The 22,890-nt window shown below is 63.8% G+C and carries 12 protein-coding genes; 10 read left to right on the forward strand and 2 right to left on the reverse strand.

Features of this window, described 5'->3' with window-relative positions:
* Window positions 1–74 precede the first annotated feature (74 nt).
* Complete coding sequence (locus tag WN982_RS38105) at window positions 75–668, reverse strand: hypothetical protein (protein WP_341317120.1); 594 nt, start codon at window positions 666–668, stop codon at window positions 75–77.
* 112 nt (window positions 669–780) lie between these two features.
* Between WN982_RS38105 and WN982_RS38110 the strand changes: the two genes are divergently transcribed.
* Both WN982_RS38110 and WN982_RS38115 read left to right on the forward strand, forming a co-directional pair.
* Window positions 781–1,218, forward strand: coding sequence for an MbcA/ParS/Xre antitoxin family protein (locus tag WN982_RS38110; RefSeq protein ID WP_341317121.1), 438 nt, complete (start codon window positions 781–783; stop codon window positions 1,216–1,218).
* Window positions 1,215–1,916, forward strand: a complete 702-nt coding sequence (locus WN982_RS38115) for an RES family NAD+ phosphorylase (protein ID WP_341317122.1) — start codon at window positions 1,215–1,217, stop codon at window positions 1,914–1,916. The genes WN982_RS38110 and WN982_RS38115 overlap by 4 nt, the downstream gene beginning before the upstream one ends.
* A 24-nt stretch (window positions 1,917–1,940) precedes the next feature.
* On the opposite strand, the gene WN982_RS38120 is transcribed toward WN982_RS38115, so the two are convergent.
* Window positions 1,941–2,681, reverse strand: coding sequence for a metallophosphoesterase (locus WN982_RS38120; RefSeq protein ID WP_341317123.1), 741 nt, complete (start codon window positions 2,679–2,681; stop codon window positions 1,941–1,943).
* Between the two features lie 382 nt (window positions 2,682–3,063).
* Here WN982_RS38120 and WN982_RS38125 point away from each other — a divergent pair, with 382 nt between their 5' ends.
* From WN982_RS38125 to treY, 8 genes are all read left to right on the forward strand, one after another.
* The gene (locus WN982_RS38125; RefSeq protein ID WP_341317124.1) at window positions 3,064–3,726 is read left to right on the forward strand and encodes a DUF1345 domain-containing protein; all 663 of its coding nucleotides are present in this window, start codon (window positions 3,064–3,066) and stop codon (window positions 3,724–3,726) included.
* Window positions 3,727–4,143: 417 nt separating this feature from the next.
* Window positions 4,144–7,587 (forward strand): maltotransferase domain-containing protein, encoded by a 3,444-nt coding sequence (locus WN982_RS38130; RefSeq protein ID WP_341317125.1) that lies wholly within the window; start codon window positions 4,144–4,146, stop codon window positions 7,585–7,587.
* Window positions 7,584–11,060: a maltose alpha-D-glucosyltransferase gene (treS, locus tag WN982_RS38135; protein WP_341317126.1), complete on the forward strand. Its 3,477-nt coding sequence runs from the start codon at window positions 7,584–7,586 to the stop codon at window positions 11,058–11,060. The genes WN982_RS38130 and treS overlap by 4 nt, the downstream gene beginning before the upstream one ends.
* Complete coding sequence (glgB, locus tag WN982_RS38140) at window positions 11,053–13,263, forward strand: 1,4-alpha-glucan branching protein GlgB (RefSeq protein ID WP_341317127.1); 2,211 nt, start codon at window positions 11,053–11,055, stop codon at window positions 13,261–13,263. Before treS ends, glgB begins: the two co-directional genes overlap by 8 nt.
* A gap of 101 nt (window positions 13,264–13,364) precedes the next feature.
* A complete protein-coding gene (gene glgX / locus WN982_RS38145) occupies window positions 13,365–15,584 on the forward strand; it encodes a glycogen debranching protein GlgX (RefSeq protein WP_341317128.1) in 2,220 nt (739 codons plus the stop codon).
* A 123-nt stretch (window positions 15,585–15,707) separates the two neighbouring features.
* Window positions 15,708–17,624, forward strand: coding sequence for a malto-oligosyltrehalose trehalohydrolase (gene treZ / locus WN982_RS38150; protein WP_341317129.1), 1,917 nt, complete (start codon window positions 15,708–15,710; stop codon window positions 17,622–17,624).
* Complete coding sequence (malQ, locus tag WN982_RS38155; protein ID WP_341317130.1) at window positions 17,621–19,816, forward strand: 4-alpha-glucanotransferase; 2,196 nt, start codon at window positions 17,621–17,623, stop codon at window positions 19,814–19,816. Before treZ ends, malQ begins: the two co-directional genes overlap by 4 nt.
* On the forward strand, window positions 19,813–22,671 hold the full coding sequence (treY, locus tag WN982_RS38160) for a malto-oligosyltrehalose synthase (protein WP_341317131.1): 2,859 nt from the start codon (window positions 19,813–19,815) through the stop codon (window positions 22,669–22,671). The genes malQ and treY overlap by 4 nt, the downstream gene beginning before the upstream one ends.
* The last annotated feature ends 219 nt before the right edge of the window (window positions 22,672–22,890 follow it).

Consider the following 22,890-nt stretch of genomic DNA (forward strand, 5'->3'; position numbering starts at 1 on the left):
ACCGCCGCCGTTCGCGCGGCGCTGGGTCCGCCGGGCAGCAAAACCAGGCGCAAACGCGCTGCCTGAGATCGAGGTCAGTGAAGGATCGGCGGCAGCGAACCGCTGCTGGCCGTAGCAGGATTGGCCGTTACGTTCGCGGGACTAGCCGGCGCGGTCGCGGATTTAGCCGGTGCGCTCGTGGGGGATACGGCTGGTTTGGCCGGCCCGGTTTTCGCCGCGACCTTCACCTTGTGGGCGCGCCCCGTATGACCTTGAACCAGGTTGGCGTGCATGATCTTAGCCTGACCGGGTTTCGCTTGAGCGAACTGCGCGTGCGGCTTTTTACCCTGTACCACGACGGCCGGCTTCGGCTTCAGCGCGCCCTTAACCGCCCCTTTGGCCGTACCTTTGGCCGCGACTTTCTTCACGTTGCCATGCGCCGGCTTCGCGCCGCTCTTCGACACCGACGCCACCCGCTGCGCCGCATGCTGACCGCTCGCCGCGTGCTTCGGTGCCATCTTCGCGCCGGTTGTAGACTTGAGCTTCGATCCATCCACCGTTTTCTTTGCATGCTTCGCGGCATGCCCGGTGGCCTCGGGTGGGTTCCACACTTCAGCATACCCAGCGGCCATTGCCGCGCCGGAAACACACCACACGGCAACCGCCGTTGCTACTGCTCGAACCCACATCTGCTGCTTCTCCTGATCTTCGACTTCATAACGAGCCGGAATTATATTCCCTTGCAATAATCCACAATTGGACTAATATCAATATCAAGTACATATAAGGACTCACACACTCATGTCTCACGCCGCCCGCGCCCCCCAACCCGAACCGCAGATTCGCCGGCCTGTGCCGGAACCTTCGCTCGCGGAAATGTCCGCGGCGGGCCTGCGTGCGTTCTTCAACATCGCTCGCGACTGGGACCTGAGTGCCGACGAGCAGATCGTCCTGCTCGGCTCGCCCGGCCGCTCCACCTTCTTCAAATGGAAGGCGGCACCGGAAACGGCACGCGTGGGGCGCGATACGCTCGAACGTCTGTCGCTGCTGCTCGGCATTTATAAAGCGCTACAGATTCTGTTGCCGCAGCCCAGCACCGCCGATGCCTGGATCAAGCGCCCCAACAGCGCGCCGCCGTTCGGCGGCCGCCGCGCGCTGGACCGCATGCTGGCCGGCAACATCAGCGACCTCGTCGCCGTGCGCCAGTATCTTGACGCGATGCGAGGCGGCTGGGCGTGACAGAACCGCATTGGCAGGACCGCTGGCACACCGCGCCGCTTGACTGGTCGCCAGCGTATCGCGTGATTCCGACGCGCTTTCCGGCCGTCAATCTGTTCGACCGGGTCGCTTCGCCGGAAGATTTCGACGCCCTCTACGCGCTCGAAGCGATGACCAACGACCGTCTGCGCACCGAAGTCGGCGAACTCGATCTGGTGCCTCGCGAAGAGCGCCGTTTCGGGCCGGGTTATGGGCCGATCATGGCCGCGCTCACACACCTGAATCCGCTCGGCAGCCGCTTCTCGGACGGCACCTACGGCGTGTTCTATTGCGCCCGCTCACGCGATACCGCGATCGCGGAAACGCGCTATCACACGGGTAAATTTCTGGAAGCCACCTCCGAGCCGCCGATGCGTCAGCAGATGCGTCTGTACACGGTGTTGGCGCAAGGCGAGGTGGTCGACATACGCAACGATGCATCGCTCGATCTCGCGGTGCTGTCGCCGGACGACTACCTTGCGGGACAAACGCTCGGCCGTGCCGTGCGTGAATCCGGCGCGCCGGGCATCGCGTATCCGTCGGTGCGGGATGACGAAGGCGAGTGTCTCGCCGCGTTCAGAACGACGCTTTTACGCGACTGCCATCACGCAGCGTATCTGGAATACAACTGGAACGGCAGCAGCGTCGATATGGTGTTCGAACTCAATCAGGTGGGCTGACACACCAACGGATCTCAGGCGGCCTCAAGAAGGCAAAGCCAGCGCCGCCGCGCCTTCCGCGCGCGCCGCTTCGACCGAGATCGACCAGCGCCGCAACCTGTGGGGCTCGACGATCGTCAGTTTGCCGCCCGGTCCGAACGCGCCGGTGTCGATGAACACCTGTGAGCCGATCTGCTGGATGTCGCGCATCGGCGTGTGGCCGCAGTAAGTCAGCGAGAGACCGCGCTGCCGCAGCGGATCGCCGTTGCCTATCGCCAGATCGCGGCCCCACAGCAATTGCTGGCGCACGTCGGCTGAAAAATTCGCGGCGTCGAGATCGGCGTCCGTACCGAAGAATTCGGCATGCAGAATATTGAAGCGCTCTTTACCGCTGCCGACCACACGTACAAGCGGCAGCATCCGCAGACGTTCCGCGTAATACTGCAAACGCTCGTCGGTCAAACCCATCGCCCACGTGCCGCCGATCCCGTACCACCATTGGCGCCGCAAGCGCCCGTCGGCAACGGCGCATAACGTGTCTTCGTGATTGCCGAGCACGGCGTAAAACCACGGCTTGTCGAGGAGCGCCAACGCCTGCTCGGAATGCTCGCCGCGGTCCACCAGATCGCCGACCGAAAACAACCGGTCGTGCGCCGGATCGAACGCGATCTCACGCAGCAGATAGCGCAGTGCATCCATGCAGCCATGCAGATCGCCGACGACAAAGTCGCGACCGCTCAGATTGACCGCGTGATGTTGCACGGGAGTGACGAGTACGGATTCCATTCGACCATGATAGTGCGGCGCGCGCGGATGCGTATGCGCGCTTCCTATCTTTTCGTCGTGCCTTGCACAGTGCAATCGTCGCGAAAACGGCGCATTTTCGGCATGGCTTACCGGAAATACGCCGCATACGCAGTCGTTATTGCTGCGAGCGGTACATGCGGATGCGAGCCGCGTGACGTTATGCCGATGACAGCCGTGTGAAAACAATATGAAAACGGCACGCAGTGCGACAAAAATCGCTGCCTGCCAATCGCCTTCCAACTGAAAGCAGTGCGCAAGGCCGTTGCGAAAGACTATCGCCTCTGATGCGCCCGTTCGACAAATGGCGCCCGAAGCGCAGGTAGAATCCGCGACATACCGATTGGCTCGACTCCCCGACTCCATGCTCACAAAATACTTTCCACAAGTTTTACGCAATCGACCGCGCATGCTGATCGGCCTGGCAATCGGCGTCGCCGCCGCGCTCGTGGTGCCCGAGCACACACGCTCCATGGTGCGTGGCCTGGTCGGCTGGGACGCCGCCGTATGGAGCTATCTCATCCTGATCTGGCTGCACATGGCCTCCGCCGACGAAGGCCGGGTCCGCGAGTCCGCTCTACGCGACGACGAAAACGCGGGCGTCGTGCTGGTCGTGATCTGCGTCGCGACCATTGCCAGCATTGCCGCCATCGTGCTCGAACTGGCCTCGGCAAAGGGCACGGCCGGCGCTTCGACTGCGTGGCACTACCTGCTGACCGGCCTCACGATGATCGGCGCATGGTTCATGATCCCGACCATTTTCACGACGCACTACGCGCGCCTTTACTACGACCCGGACGCGAAAGAGACCCCGCTCCTGTACCCCGACCACAAGCTCCAGCCCGACTACTGGGACTTCATGTACTTCTCGTTCACGATCGCGGTGGCCTCGCAAACCTCCGACGTCGTGCTGCGCTCGCGTACGATGCGCCGCGCGGCGCTCGCGCAGTCGATCCTGTCGTTCTACTTCAACGTCGCCGTACTTGGCTTGTGCGTGAACATCGCGGCAGGCCTGGTCGGTTCGTGACACTGTCGCGCCGCCGGTTTCTGATCACCGCTCCCCATTCTGCAAGCCCCGTGTAAAACCCGGACGACGTCCGCCCGTTTTACACGCGGCCCGTTAGCCAACACCTGCCATCCCCGCTGCGCCCCACCCTTCGGGCGCACGCTTCGCACGCCCACGCCCCGGCCGAAAACTTGCTGGCACAGCGTTTGCTGTGGTTCGCAGCGTATTGCCAATCGATCTGGCCAGCCCCCGTCCAATCGACGTCTGGCGTCGAAGCACCCATTACTGGCCAGCGGGACGACGATCTTTGCACTACATTGACCAGTACGCGCCCTCGCGTCACGCATCGCGCGGTATCCGGCTCTGGAAGCCCAATGAGCGCTGTGATCGCATGCCAATTGCATCCACACCGCAGCAGGACGAATCTGGAAAAGACCGATGGAATCTCCAAACGGGTACGCGCCACGGATCTACTTTTTTCATTCGCTTCTCGTTGGGCCACTCGATGCCTGGCCTGCGCAGTTCGCTCACGCAGCCGCGCTGGGCTTCGATCATGCGCTGATCGGCAGCATCTTCGAGCCGGGCCGGGCAGGACACGGACAGGTGGTCGGCGATCACAGCCGGCTGCATCCGGTATTCAACACGCAGCAACCGGCCACCGCGGCAATCAGGGCTCTCGCGGACGCCGCCCGTCAGAAAGGCTTGACCCTGCTGGTCGATCTCGTGATCGACCGGATGGCCGCCGATGGCGCGCTGTACGCCGAACATGCCGGATGGTTCCACCCATTCGAGTCTGAAGAGGCGCGGCTCGACCCACGCCATGCGCATCGCGAGGACAACGTCGCCTACGCGAACTTCAACGACGCCCACAGCAGCACGGCGCTAACCGGCTGGTGGACGCGTCAGCTGCTGGCGCTGGCCGACGCGGGCGTCGGCGGCTTCCGTTTCGATTCGCCGCATCGCGTGCCGGCTGCCGTCTGGCGGCAACTCGGCGACGCGGTGCGCGCGCAGCATCCGGATGTGCGCTTCCTGGCCGCGACGCCGGGTCTGACACGCGGCGATCTGCTCGGTCTCGAAGGCGTAGGCTTCGACAGCGTGTTCTCGTCGGTGCGCTGGTGGGACTTCCGCGCCAGCTGGATGACCGAAGAGCATGCAGCGCTGGCGCGCATCGGCGCGCCGATCGCGTTTCCCGAAGTTCCTTACGGCACGCGCCTCGCTGCCGATCTGAGCGATGCGCACGACGCCGCCGTGGTCGAGCGGGCTTACCGGCGCGCGCTGTTTGTAGCGGCCTCGACCGGCACCGGCTGGATGATGCCGATGGGTTTCGAATACGGCATCACGGAGCCGATGTGGCAAACGCACGGCGACCCGTCGCGATATGCCCTCGCTTGTCAGTCGAAACAGTTCGATCTCTCGGAACGGATCACGCATGCGAACGCAGTCGTACGCGATACGAAAACGCTGCACGCCAACGGCGAACTGCGTCCGTTGAGCGGGCCGGGCGCGCCGGCCGCCGTGCTGCTGCGCGCCGACCAGCCGGACCTGCGCAATGCCGGCGAAGCCGTCCTGATCGCGATCAATCCCGAACTCGGCGCGCCGGTACACGTCGATCCGGCGCGCTTCCTCGCGGGCGTGCCGGGCAATTTCACACGCTTCGTCCCGCTCGAGGCGCCTGGTCATGTCACGCCGGCCGGCTTGACGCCGTTCACGCTCGCTCCCGGCGCATGTCACCTGTTCCGCGCCGTGGCAGACCAGCCGATCCGTCTCGCACCGCCGATCGATAAGGCAAGCAGCAGGCTCAGCGGCCATAAGACCGTGCTCGACGCGATTGCCGCGCCGCGCGTGGCAATCGAAAGCGTGACGCCCTCGGTCGATAACGGACGCTTTCCGGTCAAGCGCGCGGTGGGCGAGCGCGTCGAGATCGGCGCGGCGATCTTCGCCGAAGGTCACGACAAGATCGCCGCCGCCGTAGTCTGGCGCGCCGCCGACGAAACCGCATGGCATGAAGTGCCGATGGTCCCGGCGCCACCGGCCGGCCTCGACCTCTGGCGCGCGCGCATCCCGCTCGAACGCCTCGGCCGCCACGAGTTCACCGTGATCGCGTGGCGCGACGACTTCGCCTCGCTGGTCGAGCATGTCGAGAAGAAGCTGAAGGCCGGCCAAACCGTCGAACTGGAACTCGAAGAAGCCGCGCATCTGTTCGCGCTCGTGCTAGCCGAAGTGGAAACGTCTGATGGCGCGGTGACCGGGCCGCTCGAACAAATCGTCAGAGACTTCACCAAGGCCGACTCCGACGCGAAGCTCGCGCTGATCCTCGCGCCGGCTACGGCGAAGGCGATGACCGCCGCGCGGCACCGCCCGTTCCTGAGCCGCGATCCGATCATCTACAAGATCGAAGCCGAACGCACCGCCGCGCGCTTCGCGAGCTGGTACGAGATCTTCCCGCGTTCGATGAGCGACGACGAATCGCGCCACGGCACCTTCGCCGACGTGATTACGAAACTGCCGCGCGTGCGCGACATGGGGTTCGACGTGCTGTACTTCCCGCCGATCCATCCGATCGGTCTCGCCAATCGCAAGGGCCGCAACAACACGCTGAACGCCCAGCCGGGCGACGTCGGCAGCCCGTATGCGATCGGTGCGGCGGAAGGCGGCTACACCGCCGTGCATCCGCAACTCGGCACGCTCGACGACTTCAAGAAAATGCTGGCTGCCGCACAAGCGCACGGCCTCGAAATCGCGCTCGACTTCGCGATTCAATGCTCGCCCGATCATCCGTGGCTGAAAGAGCATCCGACATGGTTCGCGTGGCGTCCCGACGGCACGCTGCGTTACGCGGAAAATCCGCCGAAGAAGTACCAGGACATCGTCAATCCGGACTTCTATGCGCACGACGCCAGGCCCGATTTGTGGCTCGCGTTGCGCGATGTGATCCTGTTCTGGATCGAAGCGGGCGTGCACATTTTCCGTGTCGACAATCCGCACACCAAGCCGCTGCCGTTCTGGGAATGGATGATCGACGATGTTCGCTCGCGTTATCCGGACACGATCTTCCTCGCCGAAGCGTTCACGCGGCCGCGGATGATGAACCGGCTCGGCAAGATCGGTTTCTCGCAGTCGTACACGTATTTCACGTGGCGCGAATCGAAGCGCGATTTCATCGACTATATGACCGAGCTCACGCAAACCAACGCGCGTGATTTCTATCGGCCGAATTTTTTCGTCAATACACCGGACATCAATCCGCGCCATTTGCAGTCGTCAGGGCGCTCGGGCTTTCTGATTCGCGCGGCCCTGGCGGCGACGCTCGCCGGCTTGTGGGGCGTGTACTGCGGCTTCGAATTGTGCGAGGCGGCCGCGCTGCCGAATAGCGAGGAATATCACGACTCCGAGAAGTACCAACTGCGCGCATGGGACTGGCACCGGCCCGGCAACATCGTTGGCGAGATCAGTGCGTTGAACCGGATCCGCCGTGCGAACCCGGCGCTGCAAACGCATCTCGGCTTAACGTTCCTGCCGGCGCACAATGACCACGTGCTGTTCTTCGAGAAAGCAACCGAAGCACGCGACAACGTGATTCTCGTCGCGATCAATCTCGACCCGTTCAATGAACAGGGCGCCGACATCGAATTGTCGTGGGACACTTTCAAGCGTTGGAATCTGCATGACCACGACGCACTGGAAGTGACCGATCAGATGACCGGTGCGCGCTTCGAATGGCATGGCCGCTGGCAGCACGTGCAGCTCGGCTCGGGCCAGCCGTTCTCGATCTGGCGCATCGCGCCCCTCGGCGGCCTGCCCGCCGACCGCCCGGATGATGCCGACAGCGACTATCACGCAGACGACGCTGGCAACCCAATCCTAATGGAAGGTGCGACATGAAGCGTGACGATCCAGCCCAAAGCACGTCGCAGGCACATGCGAGCACAGCCGCCGGCAGCGCGGCGAAAGCGCGGACGTCGCGGCGCGGCAAACCCGCCGCGCTCAGCGACGACCCGCTCTGGTACAAAGACGCGATCATTTACCAGGTACACATCAAGTCGTTCTTCGACGCGAACAACGATGGCGTGGGTGACTTTCCAGGCTTGATCGCAAAGCTCGATTACATCGCCGAACTCGGCGTGAACGCGATCTGGCTGTTGCCGTTCTATCCGTCGCCGCGGCGCGACGACGGCTACGACATCGCCGATTACCGCAATGTGCACCCCGATTACGGCCAGCTCGCCGACGTGAAGCGCTTCATTCAGGAAGCGCATGTGCGCGGCATCCGCGTGATTACCGAACTGGTGATCAACCACACGTCGGATCAGCATCCGTGGTTTCAGCGCGCGCGCCGCGCGAAGCCGGGCTCGAATCATCGTAACTACTACGTGTGGTCGGATACCGATCAGAAGTACCAGGAAACGCGGATCATCTTCATCGATTCGGAGCCTTCGAACTGGACACACGATCCGGTTGCGGGCGCTTATTTCTGGCACCGTTTTTATTCGCACCAGCCCGATCTGAATTTCGACAATCCGGCCGTGCTGCGCGAGGTGTTGCAAGTGATGCGCTTCTGGCTCGACATGGGGATCGACGGTCTGCGGCTCGACGCGGTGCCGTATCTGGTCGAACGCGAAGGCACCAACAACGAAAATCTGCCCGAAACACACGCGGTTCTGAAGAAGATCCGCGCGACCATCGACGCCGAATATCCGAACCGGATGCTGCTCGCCGAAGCAAACCAGTGGCCGGAAGACGTGAAGGAATATTTCGGCGACGAAGACGAATGCCATATGGCGTTCCACTTCCCGCTGATGCCGCGCATTTACATGTCGATTGCGAGCGAGGACCGCTTCCCGATCACAGACATCATGCGGCAAACGCCTGACCTCGCCGAAACCAACCAGTGGGCGATTTTCCTGCGCAATCACGATGAACTGACGCTCGAAATGGTCACCGATTCGGAGCGCGACTATCTGTGGAACACCTATGCGAGTGACCGCCGCGCGCGGCTGAATCTCGGCATTCGCCGCCGCCTCGCACCGCTGATGGAACGCGACCGCCGCCGTATCGAGCTGATCAATTCGCTGCTGCTGTCGATGCCCGGCACGCCCGTGATCTATTACGGCGACGAACTCGGCATGGGCGACAACATCCACCTCGGCGACCGCGACGGCGTGCGCACGCCGATGCAATGGTCGTCGGATCGCAACGGCGGTTTTTCGCGCGCCGATCCTGAACAACTGGTGCTGCCGCCGGTGATGGGCTCGCTGTACGGCTTCGATGCAGTCAACGTCGAAGCGCAAAGCCGCGATCCGCATTCGCTGCTGAACTGGACGCGCCGCATGCTCGCCACGCGCCGCGCGAAGCAAACTTTTGGGCGCGGCACGATCCGCTTCCTGAAACCGGAGAACCGCAAGATTCTCGCCTATTTGCGCGAGATGCCGGGCGAGCCGCCGATCCTGTGCGTGGCGAATCTGTCGCGCGCGCCGCAGGCGGTAGAACTCGATCTGTCCGAGTTCAACGGCTCGGTGCCGATCGAAATGACCGCGGATTCCGTGTTCCCCGCGATTGGCCAGCTTACCTATCTGCTGACTTTCCCGCCGTACGGCTTCCTGTGGTTCATGCTGTGCGAGAGCGGCCAGCGTCCGACGTGGGCGCAAGCGCATTCCGAACCGCTGCCCGAATTCGTCACGATCGTGATCCGCGAGGGTCAGGTCGGGCCAACGCCGGAAAATGTCCGTCTGCTGGAATCCGAAGTGCTGCCGTCATGGCTGAGCCGGCGCCGCTGGTTTGCATCGAAGGATCAGAAGATGCACGCCGTTCGCCTCGCCGCGCTGACCACGATTCCAAACGGCGGCTTCGCCTTCACCGAAATCGAAGCGGACGTCGGCAATCACACCGAACGCTACGTGGTGCCGATCGCGATCACGTGGGGCGGCGAAACCACCACGCCGCTGTTCATCCAGCTGGCACTGGCCCGCGTGCGCCGCGGCCGTAACGTCGGCCACTTGACCGACGCGTTCGCACTGCCGATCTTCGCGCACGGCGTGCTGCGCAAGCTGCGCGAACGCGCGGTCGTTCCGACCGTGCAGAAAAGTGAAATCAGGTTCATCCCGACCGAGCGTTTCGCCGAACTCGATCATCTGGGCGAGCGGCCCGACGTTCGCTGGCTCGCGGCCGAGCAAAGCAACAGCTCGCTGATCATCGCCGACGCCGCGGTGCTGAAGCTGGTGCGGCGTCTGGTGAGCGGAATTCATCCGGAAGCGGAAATCAGCCGCTATCTGACGCAGCTCGGCTACGCCAACACCGCGCCGCTGTATGGTGAAGTGGTGCGCGTCGATCCCGAAGGCGTGCCGCATACGCTGGCGATCCTGCAGGGCTTTATCGACAATCAGGGCGACGCGTGGAACTGGTCGCTCGACTTCCTGCGCCGCTCGGTCGACGAGCTCGCGATTGCCGTCGATGCGGACGCGCAGTCGCCGGATCGCGACGACGAGGCGATTCTGGTGGAGAGCTATAGCGAGCTGGCCGGCACCATCGGCAAGCGGCTCGGCGAATTGCATGTGGCGCTCGCATCGCCCTCCGACGACCCGGCCTTCGCACCGGAGCGCGCCAGCGCCAAACAGGTGAAGGCATGGATCGACGGCACGCTATCGATGCTCGCCGGCGCGCTCGATCTGCTCGCGCCACGCATCGATCAAATGACCGACCCGGAAACCAAAGCATTGGCGCAAAGCCTGATCGACCGCCGCCCGGCACTCACCGAAGCCGTCAAGAAGCTCGTGCCGGCCGAAGCAGGCGCGCTGCGTATCCGCATTCACGGCGACTTCCACCTGGGTCAGGTGCTGGTCGCGCAGGGCGACGCCTATCTGATCGACTTCGAAGGCGAGCCTGCGCGTTCGCTCGAAGAACGGCGTCAGAAGTCGAGCCCGCTGCGCGATGTGGCCGGTTTGCTGCGCTCGCTTTCGTATGCGAGCGCGGCAGCGCAGTCGACGATGGAAAGCGCGCCGCCGCAAACCGCCGATCGCAAGCGCGTGCTGTTCGAACGTTTCCGCGCCAGCGCTGCGGGAACGTTCCTGAAGGAATACCGCGCCGCGATCGCAACCGCGGAGCCGCCGTTGGTCGCCAGTTCCTCCGGGGAGCCAGAAGCGGAACAGGCCTTGCTCGATCTGTTCCTGATCGAGAAGGCCGCTTACGAGATCCGGTACGAAGCGGCCAATCGTCCGACGTGGATCGGTTTGCCGGTGCGCGGCCTCGCCTCGCTCACCAGCCGTTTGCTCGGCGACACCGGCACGCCGGTCCACGATTCATCCACCCAGGCGTCGGGCGCCGCCGCACCGCCTAACCCGGCCGAGGGCGACTATGAGTGAGCACGATCCGGCCGCAGGCCTTCAACCGCTCGATATCGACGCGCTCGTTGAAGCGCGCCATCCGGATCCGTTTTCGCAACTCGGCCTGCATGACACGGACGCGGGTCCGGTGGTGCGCGCGTTGCTGCCGAATGCCGCGCACGTCAGCGTCATTGCGCGCGCCGATGGTGCAACGCTCGGAGAGCTTCAGCCATTGCGGCCCGGACTGTTTGCCGGCCGCGTCACGTTTGCGGTGCCGTACCGCTTGCGCATCGACTGGCACGGCGTGGTGCAGGAGATCGAGGACCCCTATTCGTTCGGCCCCGTGCTCGGCGACGAACCGTTGGGACGCCTCGCCGGCGGCGATCCGTATGCGGTGCTCGAATGCCTCGGCGCGCGCCCGGTGGAAGTAGACAGCGTGCCTGGCGTGCGCTTTGCCGTGTGGGCGCCGAATGCGCGGCGCGTCTCGGTGGTCGGCGACTTCAATTCGTGGGACGGCCGCCGCCACCCGATGCGGCTGCGTCATCAGGCGGGTGTGTGGGAATTGTTCGTGCCGCGCGTCGGCGCAGGTACCCGCTACAAATACGAGTTGCTGTCCCGCGACGGTCATCCGCTGCCGCTGAAGGCCGATCCCTGCGCGATGCAGACGGAAAAGCCGCCGGGCACGGCGTCCGTGGTCGCGCATGTCGACGACATCGAGCAGTTTCAATGGACCGATCACGACTGGATTCAATCTCGTGCGGCCAGGCAAACCGCGAATGCGCCGATCTCGATCTACGAAGTACATGCCGAATCCTGGATGCGCGTCGCTGAGGAAGGCCAGCGCGGCCTCTACTGGGAAGAACTCGCCGAGAGGCTGATTCCGTACGTGAAAAGCATGGGCTTCACGCACGTCGAATTCATGCCGATCGCCGAGCACCCATTCGGCGGCTCGTGGGGCTATCAGCCGCTCGGACAGTTCTCACCCTCCGCGCGTTTCGGCAAACCCGAGCAGTTCGCCGCGTTCGTCAACACGGCGCACGAGGCCGGCCTCGGCGTGATTCTCGACTGGGTGCCCGCGCATTTCCCGAACGACGCGCATGGTCTGGTCGACTTCGACGGCACGCCGCTTTACGAGCACGCCGATCCGCGCGAAGGCTATCACCAGGACTGGAACACGATGATCTACAACCTCGGCCGCAACGAGGTGAGCGCGTTCCTGATCGCATCGGGCCTCGCGTGGTTGAAGCGCTATCACGTCGACGGTTTGCGGGTCGATGCAGTCGCGTCGATGCTGTATCGCGATTACTCGCGCGCCGCCGGTGAGTGGGTGCCGAACATCCATGGCGGGCGGGAAAATCTCGAATCGATCGCCTTTCTGAAACGGCTGAATCATGAGGTCGGCTATGTGCCGGGCGTGCCGGGCGCGATCACGATCGCCGAGGAATCGACCGCGTGGCCCGGCGTCACCGCGCGCATCGAATACGGCGGCCTCGGCTTCCAGTTCAAGTGGAACATGGGCTGGATGCACGACACGCTGCACTACATGCACGAAGACCCCATCCACCGCCGATACCATCACCATGAGATGACGTTCGGCATGGTGTACGCGTACTCGGAGCGCTTCGTGCTGCCCCTCTCGCACGACGAAGTGGTGCACGGCAAGGGCTCGCTGCTCGGCAAGATGCCCGGCGACGCGTGGCAACGCTTCGCCAATCTGCGCGCGTACTTCGGCTTCATGTGGACGCATCCGGGCAAGAAACTGCTGTTCATGGGCGGCGAATTCGGCCAGATGGCGGAATTCGATCACGACACGTCGCCGCATTGGCATCTGCTCGACAACGCGAATCACCACGGCGTGCAGAAACTCGTGCGCGACCTGAACCATCTGTACAGCCAGGAGCCGGCGCTGCATCTGCTCGACAGCGAGCCGGGCGGTTTCGAATGGCTGATCGGCGACGACAGCAGCAACAGCGTATTCGCCTATCGCCGCAGCGATGGCGCGGGCCGCGAACTGGTCGCGGTCTGCAATATGACGCCGGTGCCGCGGGTCGGCTACCGGATGGGGATGCCGCGTGGCGGCCGCTGGGTCGAAGTGCTGAATACCGATGCCGGCGTGTATGGCGGCTCGAACATGGGCAACGGCGGGCTGGTTCATACCGAGGAAATCTCGAGCCACGGCAGGTCTTTCTCCGCTTCGCTGATTTTGCCGCCGCTGGCGACGATCGTTTTGCGCGCGGATTGATTGTCGTTGTGCCGTAACGCGAGCGCGCGGCGCATGCGTCGCGCGCTCGTTGCATGAAGACCCACGATTGCGTCCATAAGTCAGAACAAGGAAGGGGAATCATGTCGCATGCAATGCCCGACCGGCTTCTGCCCGGTTCACCCTATCCGCTCGGCACCAGCTGGGACGGTCTCGGCGTCAACTTTGCGGTGTTCTCGGCGAACGCGCAGAAAATCGAGCTTTGCCTGTTCGACCCCAACGGCCGCAAGGAAATCCGGCGTTTCACGCTGCCCGAATGCACCGACGAAGTCTGGCATGGCTATCTGCCGAACGCGCATCCGGGCACGGCGTATGGATTTCGCGCGCATGGTCCGTATCAGCCGCAGCATGGTCATCGTTTCAATCCGCACAAGCTGCTGCTCGATCCGTATGCGCGCAAGCTGGTCGGGCAATTTCGCTGGTCCGATGCGCTGTTCGGCTATCGCGTGCATTCGAATCGCGCGGATCTTTCCATCGACAGGCGCGATTCGGCCCCGGCCATGCCGAAGTGCGTCGTGGTCGACGAAGCGTTCGACTGGTCGCACGACAGGCGCCCGAATGTGCCGTGGGGCGAAACCATCGTCTACGAGACGCATGTGCGCGGTGCGTCGATGCTGCGTGCCGATTTACGCCAGCACGAGCGCGGGACGTTCGCCGCACTCGCTTCGCCGGAATTTATCGAGCATTTGCAGAAGCTCGGCGTCACCGCGGTCGAATTGCTGCCGGTGCATGCATTTCTGAACGACCGCTTTCTGGTGGAGCGCGGCCTGCGCAACTACTGGGGTTACAACACCGCGGCGTTTTTTGCGCCGGAGCCGTCGTATCTGAGCACGCATCGGCTCGACGAAATGCGCATCGCCGTGCGCCAGTTGCACGCGGCCGGCATCGAAGTGATTCTCGACGTGGTCTACAACCACACCTGCGAAGGCAACGAAATGGGGCCGACCGTGTCGTGGCGCGGGCTCGACAACGCCAGCTACTACCGCGTGATTCCCGGCGACGAACGCCACCATATCAACGACACCGGCTGCGGCAACACAGTGAATCTGGCGCATCCGCGCGTGCTGCAAATGGTGATGGATTCGCTGCGCTACTGGTCGACCGCGTTCAACATCGACGGTTTCCGTTTCGATCTCGGCGTGACGCTCGGCCGCGAGCAACACGGCTTCGACCCCGGCTCCGGTTTTTTCGACGCGTTGCGCCAGGACCCGATCCTGTCGCAGCGCAAGCTGATTTCCGAGCCGTGGGACATCGGCCCAGGCGGTTATCAGCTCGGCAATCATCCGCCGGGATTCGCCGAATGGAACGACCGTTTCCGCGACACCGTACGCCGTTTCTGGCGCGGCGACGCCGGCTTGCGGCCCGACCTGGCCGCGCGTCTGACCGGTTCGGCCGATCTGTTCAACCGGCGCTTCAGGAAGCCGTGGGCATCGGTCAACTTTGTCGCATCGCACGATGGTTTTACGTTGGCGGACATCGCCGCGTACGAGCACAAGCACAACGAGGCGAATGGCGAAGACAACAACGACGGCCACAACGAAAATTGCAGCCGCAATTGGGGCGCCGAAGGCCCGACCGACGATCCGCAGATTCTCGAAACCCGTGCACGCGTGGCCCGCTCGCTGACCACCACGCTGCTAATGGCGCTCGGCACGCCGATGCTGCTGGCGGGCGACGAATCGCTGCGCACGCAGAACGGCAACAACAATGCGTACTGCCAGGATAACGAACTATCATGGCTCGACTGGGAGCGCGCGCAAGGACCGGAAGGTCGCAACATGACCGAGTTCGTCGCGCGGGTGATCGCGCTGCGCAAACAGCATCCGTTGCTGCGCGAGACGCGTTTTCTGTTCGGCGATCGCGAAGTGTTGCCGGGCCTGTTCGATGTCGGCTGGTTCGACCAGAACGGCGATCCGCTAACCATCGAAGCGTGGCAGGACCCGGAAGGCCGCGCGTTCACACTGCGGCGCGCCGGTCCGGGCTTGAACGGCGAAACGGAAGTATTGTTGATGATGCTCAACGCGTCGGCGGAAATGCTGCGTTTTACACCGCCCGCACCGCACCTGGAATGGCATGTGCTGTTAGATACTGCCGAGCCGGAAAGCGCGTCGCATCGGTTGGCCGTGCCGGAGATCGAAGTGGCCGCGCATAGCGTCGTGATGCTGGCGGCGCAGCCGGTCGGCGAGGCGGATTGGCAGGCGGGCTGGAAGGCCGGCGCGCAGCACGGGCGGCGGCTCCTGACTGCGCTGCCGCCCGATCCGGGTGCGCAGCAACCGGGCGACGACACGTCGCCGAGCACGTAAGCGGTGCCTGCATGGCAACACGAGCAACACGGTAAGGCCGCGTTGCGCTACGCGCAAGGCCACGTCACGACGCGTTGGAGACGTAAGGCACGGCTCGAAAGCAAAACCGAATGGTGGCGAATCATGTCCGAAAGTCCGATTGATCCTCACGCGCATCACCACGCGCATTGCCTGCCGTTCGGCGCACAGTTGTTGGGCGCATCGGGGACGAAACCGCGCACCCGGTTTCGCTTCTGGGCGCCGTCGTGCAAAACAGTGCAGGTGGAAATCGAAAACGGACCGGCGCAAGGCGCGCACGACATGACGCCCGCCGGCAACGGCTGGTTCGAAGCAAGCGCCGATTGCGGCGCGGGCGCGCTCTACCGATTCCGGCTCGACGGCGCACTTGCAGTGCCCGATCCGTCGTCGCGCTTCCAGCCGCAAGACGTGCATGGTCCGAGCGAAGTGATCGACCCGCGCGCTTACCATTGGGAAAACACGCACTGGCATGGCCGGCCGTGGGAAGAGACGGTGCTGTACGAACTGCACGTCGGCGCATTAGGCGGCTATGCGGGCGTGCAGAAGCGTTTACCGGCGCTCGTCGCGCTCGGCGTAACCGCCATCGAGCTGATGCCGTTGAACGATTTTCCCGGCAAGCACAACTGGGGCTATGACGGCGTGCTGCCGTATGCGCCGGATTCCGCTTACGGCCGCCCCGAAGAACTGAAAGCACTGATCGACGCGGCGCACGGCCTCGGCCTGATGGTGTTTCTCGATGTGGTCTACAACCACTTCGGTCCTGACGGCAACTATCTGCACGAATACGCGCGATCGTTTTTCCGCGAAGGCACGCACACGCCATGGGGCCCGGCGATCGACTTCGAGCGCGCCGAAGTCAGCGATTTCTTCACCGACAACGCGGTGTACTGGCTCAATGAATATCGCCTCGACGGTCTGCGTTTCGACGCGGTGCATGCAATCGACAATCACGCGTGGCTGCGTGAATTGTCCGATCATATTCGCGCGAAGGTGCAGCACGGGCGCCACGTGCATCTGGTGCTGGAAAACGAACACAACAGCGCGAGCCTGCTGGAAACGCATTTCGACGCGCAATGGAACGACGACGCGCACAACACGCTGCACGTGCTGCTGACCGGCGAAACCGAAGGCTACTACCACGCCTATGAGGACCAGTCGATCCGCAGATTGGCGCGTGTGCTGTCGGAAGGTTTTGCGTATCAGGGCGACCCGTCGCCGATTCATAACGGTGCGCCGCGTGGCGAGCCGAGCAAGCATCTGTCGCCGACCTCGTTCGTGATGTTCTTGCAGAATCACGACCAGATCGGCAATCGCGCGTTCGGCGAACGTCTGCGCAAGCTGACATCCGACGATGCGTTGCGCGCCGCGACCGGCCTGTTGCTGTTGTCGCCGCAAATCCCGTTGCTGTTCATGGACGAGGAATGCGGTTCGACTCAGCCGTTCCTGTTTTTCACCGACTACACCGGCGAGCTTGCCGAGGCCGTGCGTGAAGGACGCCGCCGTGAGTTCGCACGCTTTTCGTCGTTCAGCGACGAAAAGCGTCGCGCGCAGATTCCCGATCCGAACGATGCGAAGACGTTTGCTGCGTCGTCGCCGCCTGCGTCTGCTGAAGCGAGCGCACCGGAAGACGCAAAAGACCGCCTCGAATGGATGCACTTCTATAAATCCGCGCTCGCTGTGCGGGCGAAACTGATCACGCCGCGCCTGAAGCACGCGAAAGCGCTCGGCGCGATGGTGCTGGCAGCGGAAAACGGCGCTGACGCCAATGCACTGATCGCACGCTGGAAACTCGGCGACGGCGAGACTTTGTCGATCGCGTTGAATCTATCGAAAGACAGCGTGCCGTTCGGCGACGTCCCCGCCGGCAAAGTGGTTTTCGAAACGCCGCCGCGCGTACGCGAACAGATTGACGCCAGGGTATTGCCCTCGCATGCGTTCGTCGCATGGCTGACCGGCGATGTCAGCGACTATGCGATCGGCCACGATGCCCGCATCGCAGGTATTCAGGAGCACAACGCGTGAGCCCTACCCGACACCCGAACGATACGATCACGACCCTCGCCACGCGCGCCGGCTTCGAGGTGCAGTGGCGGGACGCGCATCACGCGACGCAGCACGTGCCCGAGAATACGCTCGCCGTGCTGCTCGAACGGATGGGTTTGCCGTGCGGCAGCGCAACGCAGATTCGTCAAAGCGCTGCCGCGCTCGAAGCCGAACTGTCCGGCCGCAAATTGCCGCCGCTGATGACCGCCGAGGTCGAGCGCGGCATCGCGTTGCCTGCCGCCGCGATCAAGTCCGACAGCCACTATCGGATCGAACTCGAAAGCGGCTCGATCATCGACGGCCGCTTTACCGCGCCCAAAGGCGAAGAGGCCTTGCTCGCGCCGATCAGCGAGCCCGGCTATCACACGCTCGTGATCAACGAGCAACGCATGACGCTGGCCGTCGCGCCGTCGCGCTGCTACACGGTCGCCGATGCGTGGCGCACGCTGCACGGCGACTCAGCGCAACCGCCGCTGCTGTGGAGCATCGCTGCGCAGCTATACGGCTTACGCCGCACGGGCGATGGCGGGATCGGCGACTATTCGGCGCTCGCGCAGCTGGCGATCGAAAGCGCGAAGCGTGGCGCCCATGCGCTCGCCGTCAGTCCGACGCATGCGATGTTCAGCGCGGAGCCGAATCGCTTCAGTCCGTACTCGCCGTCGTCGCGTTTATGGCTGAACGTGACGCATATCGATCCCGCCGCGGTGTTCGGCGCGGATGCTGCCCGCGCCGCGCTCGACGCCGCGCAAGCGGCCGATGCATGGTCCAGGTTCGAAAACTTGCCGCTGATCGACTGGCCTAATGCGGTCGTGTTGAAGCTGAAGGTATTGCGCGCGCTATATGAGAACTTCTGCTCGGAAGAACGCGCGCAGCACACGCCGCGCGCACTGGAATTTCACGGTTTCTGCGAACGCGCCGGCCGTGCGCTCGAAGATCATGCGCGCTTCGAAGCATTGCAGGCGGCGCAACTCGCGCAGGAGGGCGGCAACGGTCACTGGCGCGACTGGCCCGAAGCGTTGCGCAACCCGCGCAGCACCGAAGTCGAAGCATTCGCCGACGCCAATCGTCTCGAAATCGATTTTCATCTCTTCCTGCAATGGCTCGCTGCCAAGGGTTTGTCGCACGCACAGCACGCGGCGTGCGACGCCGGCATGGCCGTCGGCTTGATCGCCGACCTCGCGGTAGGTTGCGACAGCGCCGGCAGCCATGCGTGGTCGTATCGCGACGACATGCTGCAAGGCATTTCAGTCGGCGCGCCACCGGACCTGTTCAACCAGGCGGGACAGGCGTGGGGCCTCACCACCTTCTCGCCGCGCGCGATGCGCACGCAGGGCTTCTCCGCGTTCATCGACATGCTGCGCGCCGCGTTCGCCCATGCGGGCGGCATCCGCATCGATCATATTCTCGGCCTGCGGCGTTTGTGGCTCGTGCCGGAGGGCGAAAGCGCGCGCAACGGCGCCTACCTGCGTTATCCGCTCGAAGACCTGCTGCGGCTGATCGCGCTCGAGTCGTGGCGGCATCGCTCGATCGTGATCGGGGAGGATCTCGGCACCGTGCCGCCCGGTTTTCGCGAGCGACTCGACGAGCACGGCATCGCCGGGATTCGCGTGTTGTGGTTCGAGCGCACGGGAGATGGCAAGGGTTTCAAGCCGCCGCACGCGTGGGACCGCAATGCAGTGGGCACCACGACGACACACGACCTGCCGACCGTAGCAGGCTGGTGGCGCGGCAGCGATATCACGTGGCGCAACCGGATCGGCCAGACGATGGCGCGCGCCGACGGCCGCGACCCGGTAGCAATCGCCCAGGATGAACGCGCCGACGATCGCGCCGCCCTTTGGGTGTCGTTCCAGCAAGCCGGCGTCGCCGCGCCGGACGTTGCTGCGCCGCCGCCCGACAACGCGCCCGTGGACGAAGCGTTGGCCTTCATCGCCGCAACGCCTGGGCCACTCGTGACTTACCCGCTCGAAGATCTGCTCGCGCAAGTCGAGCAGCCGAACCTGCCCGGCTCGATTGACGAGCATCCGAACTGGCGCCGCCGCGTGAGCTTGCCGATCGACGCGCTATTCGAGGACGCGACGTTTTGCGATCGCCTGCTGGCGGTCGACCGCGCACGCAGCGCCGCGAACCGTTCCGCTACTAACGCTTCTTCGGAGCCTGATACGCCATGACCGTCCCGCGCTCCACGCTTCGCCTCCAGTTCCATCGAGGCTTCACCTTCGACGATGCCGCGAAGCACGTCGACTATTTCGCCGCGCTCGGCATTAGCCATCTGTACGCATCGCCCGTTACGACCGCCGAGCCGGGCTCGACGCACGGCTACGACACCGTCGACTACACGCAGGTCAGCGCCGAATGCGGCGGCGAGGCCGGATTGAAGCGCCTCGTCGATAAGTTGCACGCGCACAACATGGGGCTGATCGTCGACGTGGTGCCGAACCATATGGGCGTGAGTAGTTCGAACAACGCGTGGTGGCTCGATATCCTCGAATGGGGCCGGCACAGCGCGTATGCACGATATTTCGACGTCGATTGGCATTCGCCCGATCCGGCTTTGCGCGGCAAGGTGCTGGCGCCGACGCTCGGCGCACCGTACGGCGAGGAACTCGCGGCAGGTCGCATTGCGCTGCATTTCGCCGCCGATACCGGGCGCTTCTATATCGGCTACGGTCCGCATGTGTTCCCCGTGTGCCCAATCGATTACGCGTCGATCCTGCAAAGCGCCGAGCGCCCCGATCTCGCTGCACTGGCCGAGCGCTTCCTGGGTCTGACGACGCAGCCTGCCGATCAGCCCCGCGCCGCCGAAGGACGCGACATGCTGCGCGAATTCGTCGTGCAGAACGGCACCTCGGCGATCGAGATCGCATTGGCAACGTATGCGCCGGGGGACCCGGCCGCGCGTGACCGCTTGCATCGGTTGATCGAACGGCAGCACTTCCGCCTTGCGTGGTGGCGCACCGCTTCCGATGAAGTGAACTGGCGGCGCTTCTTCGACATCTCCACGCTGGCCGGTGTGCGCGTAGAACGGCCCGAAGTGTTCGATGCCGTGCACGCGCTGGTTTTCCGTCTGTACCAGGAAGGCGTGGTGGATGGTTTGCGGATCGATCACATCGACGGCCTCGCTGAGCCGCGCGAATACTGTCAGCGCCTGCGGCAGCGCCTCACCGAATTACGCGACACCGCGCCGTACGTGGCCGTCGAAAAGATTCTGGGCCGCGGCGAACCATTGCGCGACGATTGGCCAGTGGACGGCACGACCGGCTACGATTTCATGCGCGACGTGGGCGCACTGCTGCACGATCCGGCCGGCGCCGAGCCGCTCGCGGCGACGTGGGCCGAACTCACCGGTCGCAGTTCGCGCTTTGCGGACGAAGCATTGGCTGCGCGGCGTAAGATCCTCACGGAAAACCTGCCAGCGGAACTGGACCGCGCAGCGCGTGCATTGCATCGCATCGCCCGTGATTCGCTGACGACGCGCGACTTCACCTTCACCGCGCTGCGGCGCGTGTTGACCGAGCTGGTCGTGCATTTCCCGGTGTATCGGATCTATCCGCAGAGCGGGCTGCGCAACGCCACCGATAACGTCTATTTCGAGCAGGCGCTGGCGGGCGCGAAAGAAACGCTCTCGCGTGCGGACCATGTCGTGCTCGAACGCGTCAACGCGTGGCTCGGCGGCAGCGCCGAAGAAATGCCGAATGCACGGGCTAGCGCACCGCCTCAGCAAGGCCAGAACGGCGCGCCGCCGAGTCATGCGGGCTCCGCGCGGCGCACCGCGCAGACGCTGTTTTCGCAACTGACCGCGCCGGTCGCCGCGAAGGCGATTGAAGACACCGCGTGCTATCGCTATGGCCGCCTGCTGTCGCGCAACGAAGTCGGCTCGGATCCGGGCGAATTCGCGTTGTCGGTCGAGCAGTTTCATGCGGGGAACATGGAGCGCTCACAGCGTTTTCCTCACGCGATGCTCGCCACTGCCACGCACGACCACAAACGTGGCGAAGACGTGCGCGCGCGGCTCGCGGTATTGAGCGAGATTGCGCACGACTGGAGCGCGATGTTGCGCGCCTGGTCGACATTGAACACACCGCATCGCCGTGCGCTCGACGGCAAGCCGATCAGCAGCGTCAACAAGGACGCGACCTATGACTGGGCGCCCGGCCCTGCGGCCGAAGCAATGCTGTATCAGACGCTGGTGGGCTGCTGGCCGCCGGAATTATCGCCGGACGATGAAGCCGGCGTCAGGGCACTAGCCGAGCGCGTCGCGCAATGGCAGTTGAAGGCGCTGCGCGAAGCGAAGCTGCAAACCAACTGGCTCGCGCCCGACGAAGCGTATGAGGCTGGCTGTCGCGACTTTCTGTTCGATATCCTGGCGCCGCAGCGACGCGATGGATTTTTGCGCGAGTTGTCTGCGTTCGTCGCGCGCATTGGCCGAGCTGGCGCGCTCAATGGCTTGCAGCAGACAGTGTTGCGATTGGCATCGCCTGGGATTCCCGATCTTTATCAGGGTACTGAGTTGTGGGACTTCAGCCTGGTCGATCCCGACAATCGCCGGCCGGTCGATTTTGCAAAGCGTGAGGCGTTGCTTGTACAGACGCCGCCGTCGGAATTTTTGCCGAGTTGGCGCGATGGACGTGTGAAGCTCGCGGTGGTGCAACGCGTGCTGGCGTTGCGTGCGCATTTGCCGGAGTTGCTGAGTCAGAGTACGTATCTGCCGCTCGTGGTACGCGGTGCGCATGCGTCGAATGCGATCGCGTTTGCACGGCGGCATGGGAATGCGTGGGCTGTTGTTGTCGCCAGCCGGCTTGCTGCTGGATTGCTTGGTGAGACCGGCGATTTGCCTTTGGTCGATGTGGTCAGATGGGGCGATACGGCGGTTGAAATGCCAGCTGATCTGGCTGGGCGGGCTTTGTTTGACTGGTTGAGTCCGGCGGCGCCTAAGGTCGATGACAATGGGTTGCTGTTTTTACGCGATGCGTTGGGGGTGATGCCGGTTGCGGTGTTGGTGGAGGATGGAGTACCAAAGGTTTAGGTTTTTTGCCTTTGGCGGCGGCATTTGTCTGTGTGCCTGCGGCGTTGGCCTGTTCTTGTTCTGTTTGCCTGCTCGGCGCTTTTTAGCTGTGCGCTTGCGGTGTTGGCCTTTCCTTGATTTGTTAGTGGTCTATTCGCGTCGCCCCTGTGCGGGGCAGGCACTTACTTTCTTTGCCGCCGCAAAGAAAGTAAGCAAAGAAAGCGGCTTCACCCCGCTAAC

The sequence above is a fragment of the Paraburkholderia sp. IMGN_8 genome (genome assembly GCF_038050405.1).
Classification (GTDB): Bacteria; Pseudomonadota; Gammaproteobacteria; order Burkholderiales; family Burkholderiaceae; genus Paraburkholderia.

Excerpts from the sequence above, each read along its gene's own strand:
- WN982_RS38105 (WP_341317120.1), bottom strand. The coding sequence starts at position 668 with ATGTGGGTTCGAGCAGTAGCAACGGCGGTTGCCGTGTGGTGTGTTTCC.
- WN982_RS38110 (WP_341317121.1), top strand. The coding sequence starts at position 781 with ATGTCTCACGCCGCCCGCGCCCCCCAACCCGAACCGCAGATTCGCCGG.
- WN982_RS38120 (WP_341317123.1), bottom strand. The coding sequence starts at position 2,681 with ATGGAATCCGTACTCGTCACTCCCGTGCAACATCACGCGGTCAATCTG.
- WN982_RS38125 (WP_341317124.1), top strand. The coding sequence starts at position 3,064 with ATGCTCACAAAATACTTTCCACAAGTTTTACGCAATCGACCGCGCATG.
- WN982_RS38130 (WP_341317125.1), top strand. The coding sequence starts at position 4,144 with ATGGAATCTCCAAACGGGTACGCGCCACGGATCTACTTTTTTCATTCG.
- treS (WP_341317126.1), top strand. The coding sequence starts at position 7,584 with ATGAAGCGTGACGATCCAGCCCAAAGCACGTCGCAGGCACATGCGAGC.
- glgB (WP_341317127.1), top strand. The coding sequence starts at position 11,053 with ATGAGTGAGCACGATCCGGCCGCAGGCCTTCAACCGCTCGATATCGAC.
- glgX (WP_341317128.1), top strand. The coding sequence starts at position 13,365 with ATGTCGCATGCAATGCCCGACCGGCTTCTGCCCGGTTCACCCTATCCG.
- treZ (WP_341317129.1), top strand. The coding sequence starts at position 15,708 with ATGTCCGAAAGTCCGATTGATCCTCACGCGCATCACCACGCGCATTGC.
- treY (WP_341317131.1), top strand. The coding sequence starts at position 19,813 with ATGACCGTCCCGCGCTCCACGCTTCGCCTCCAGTTCCATCGAGGCTTC.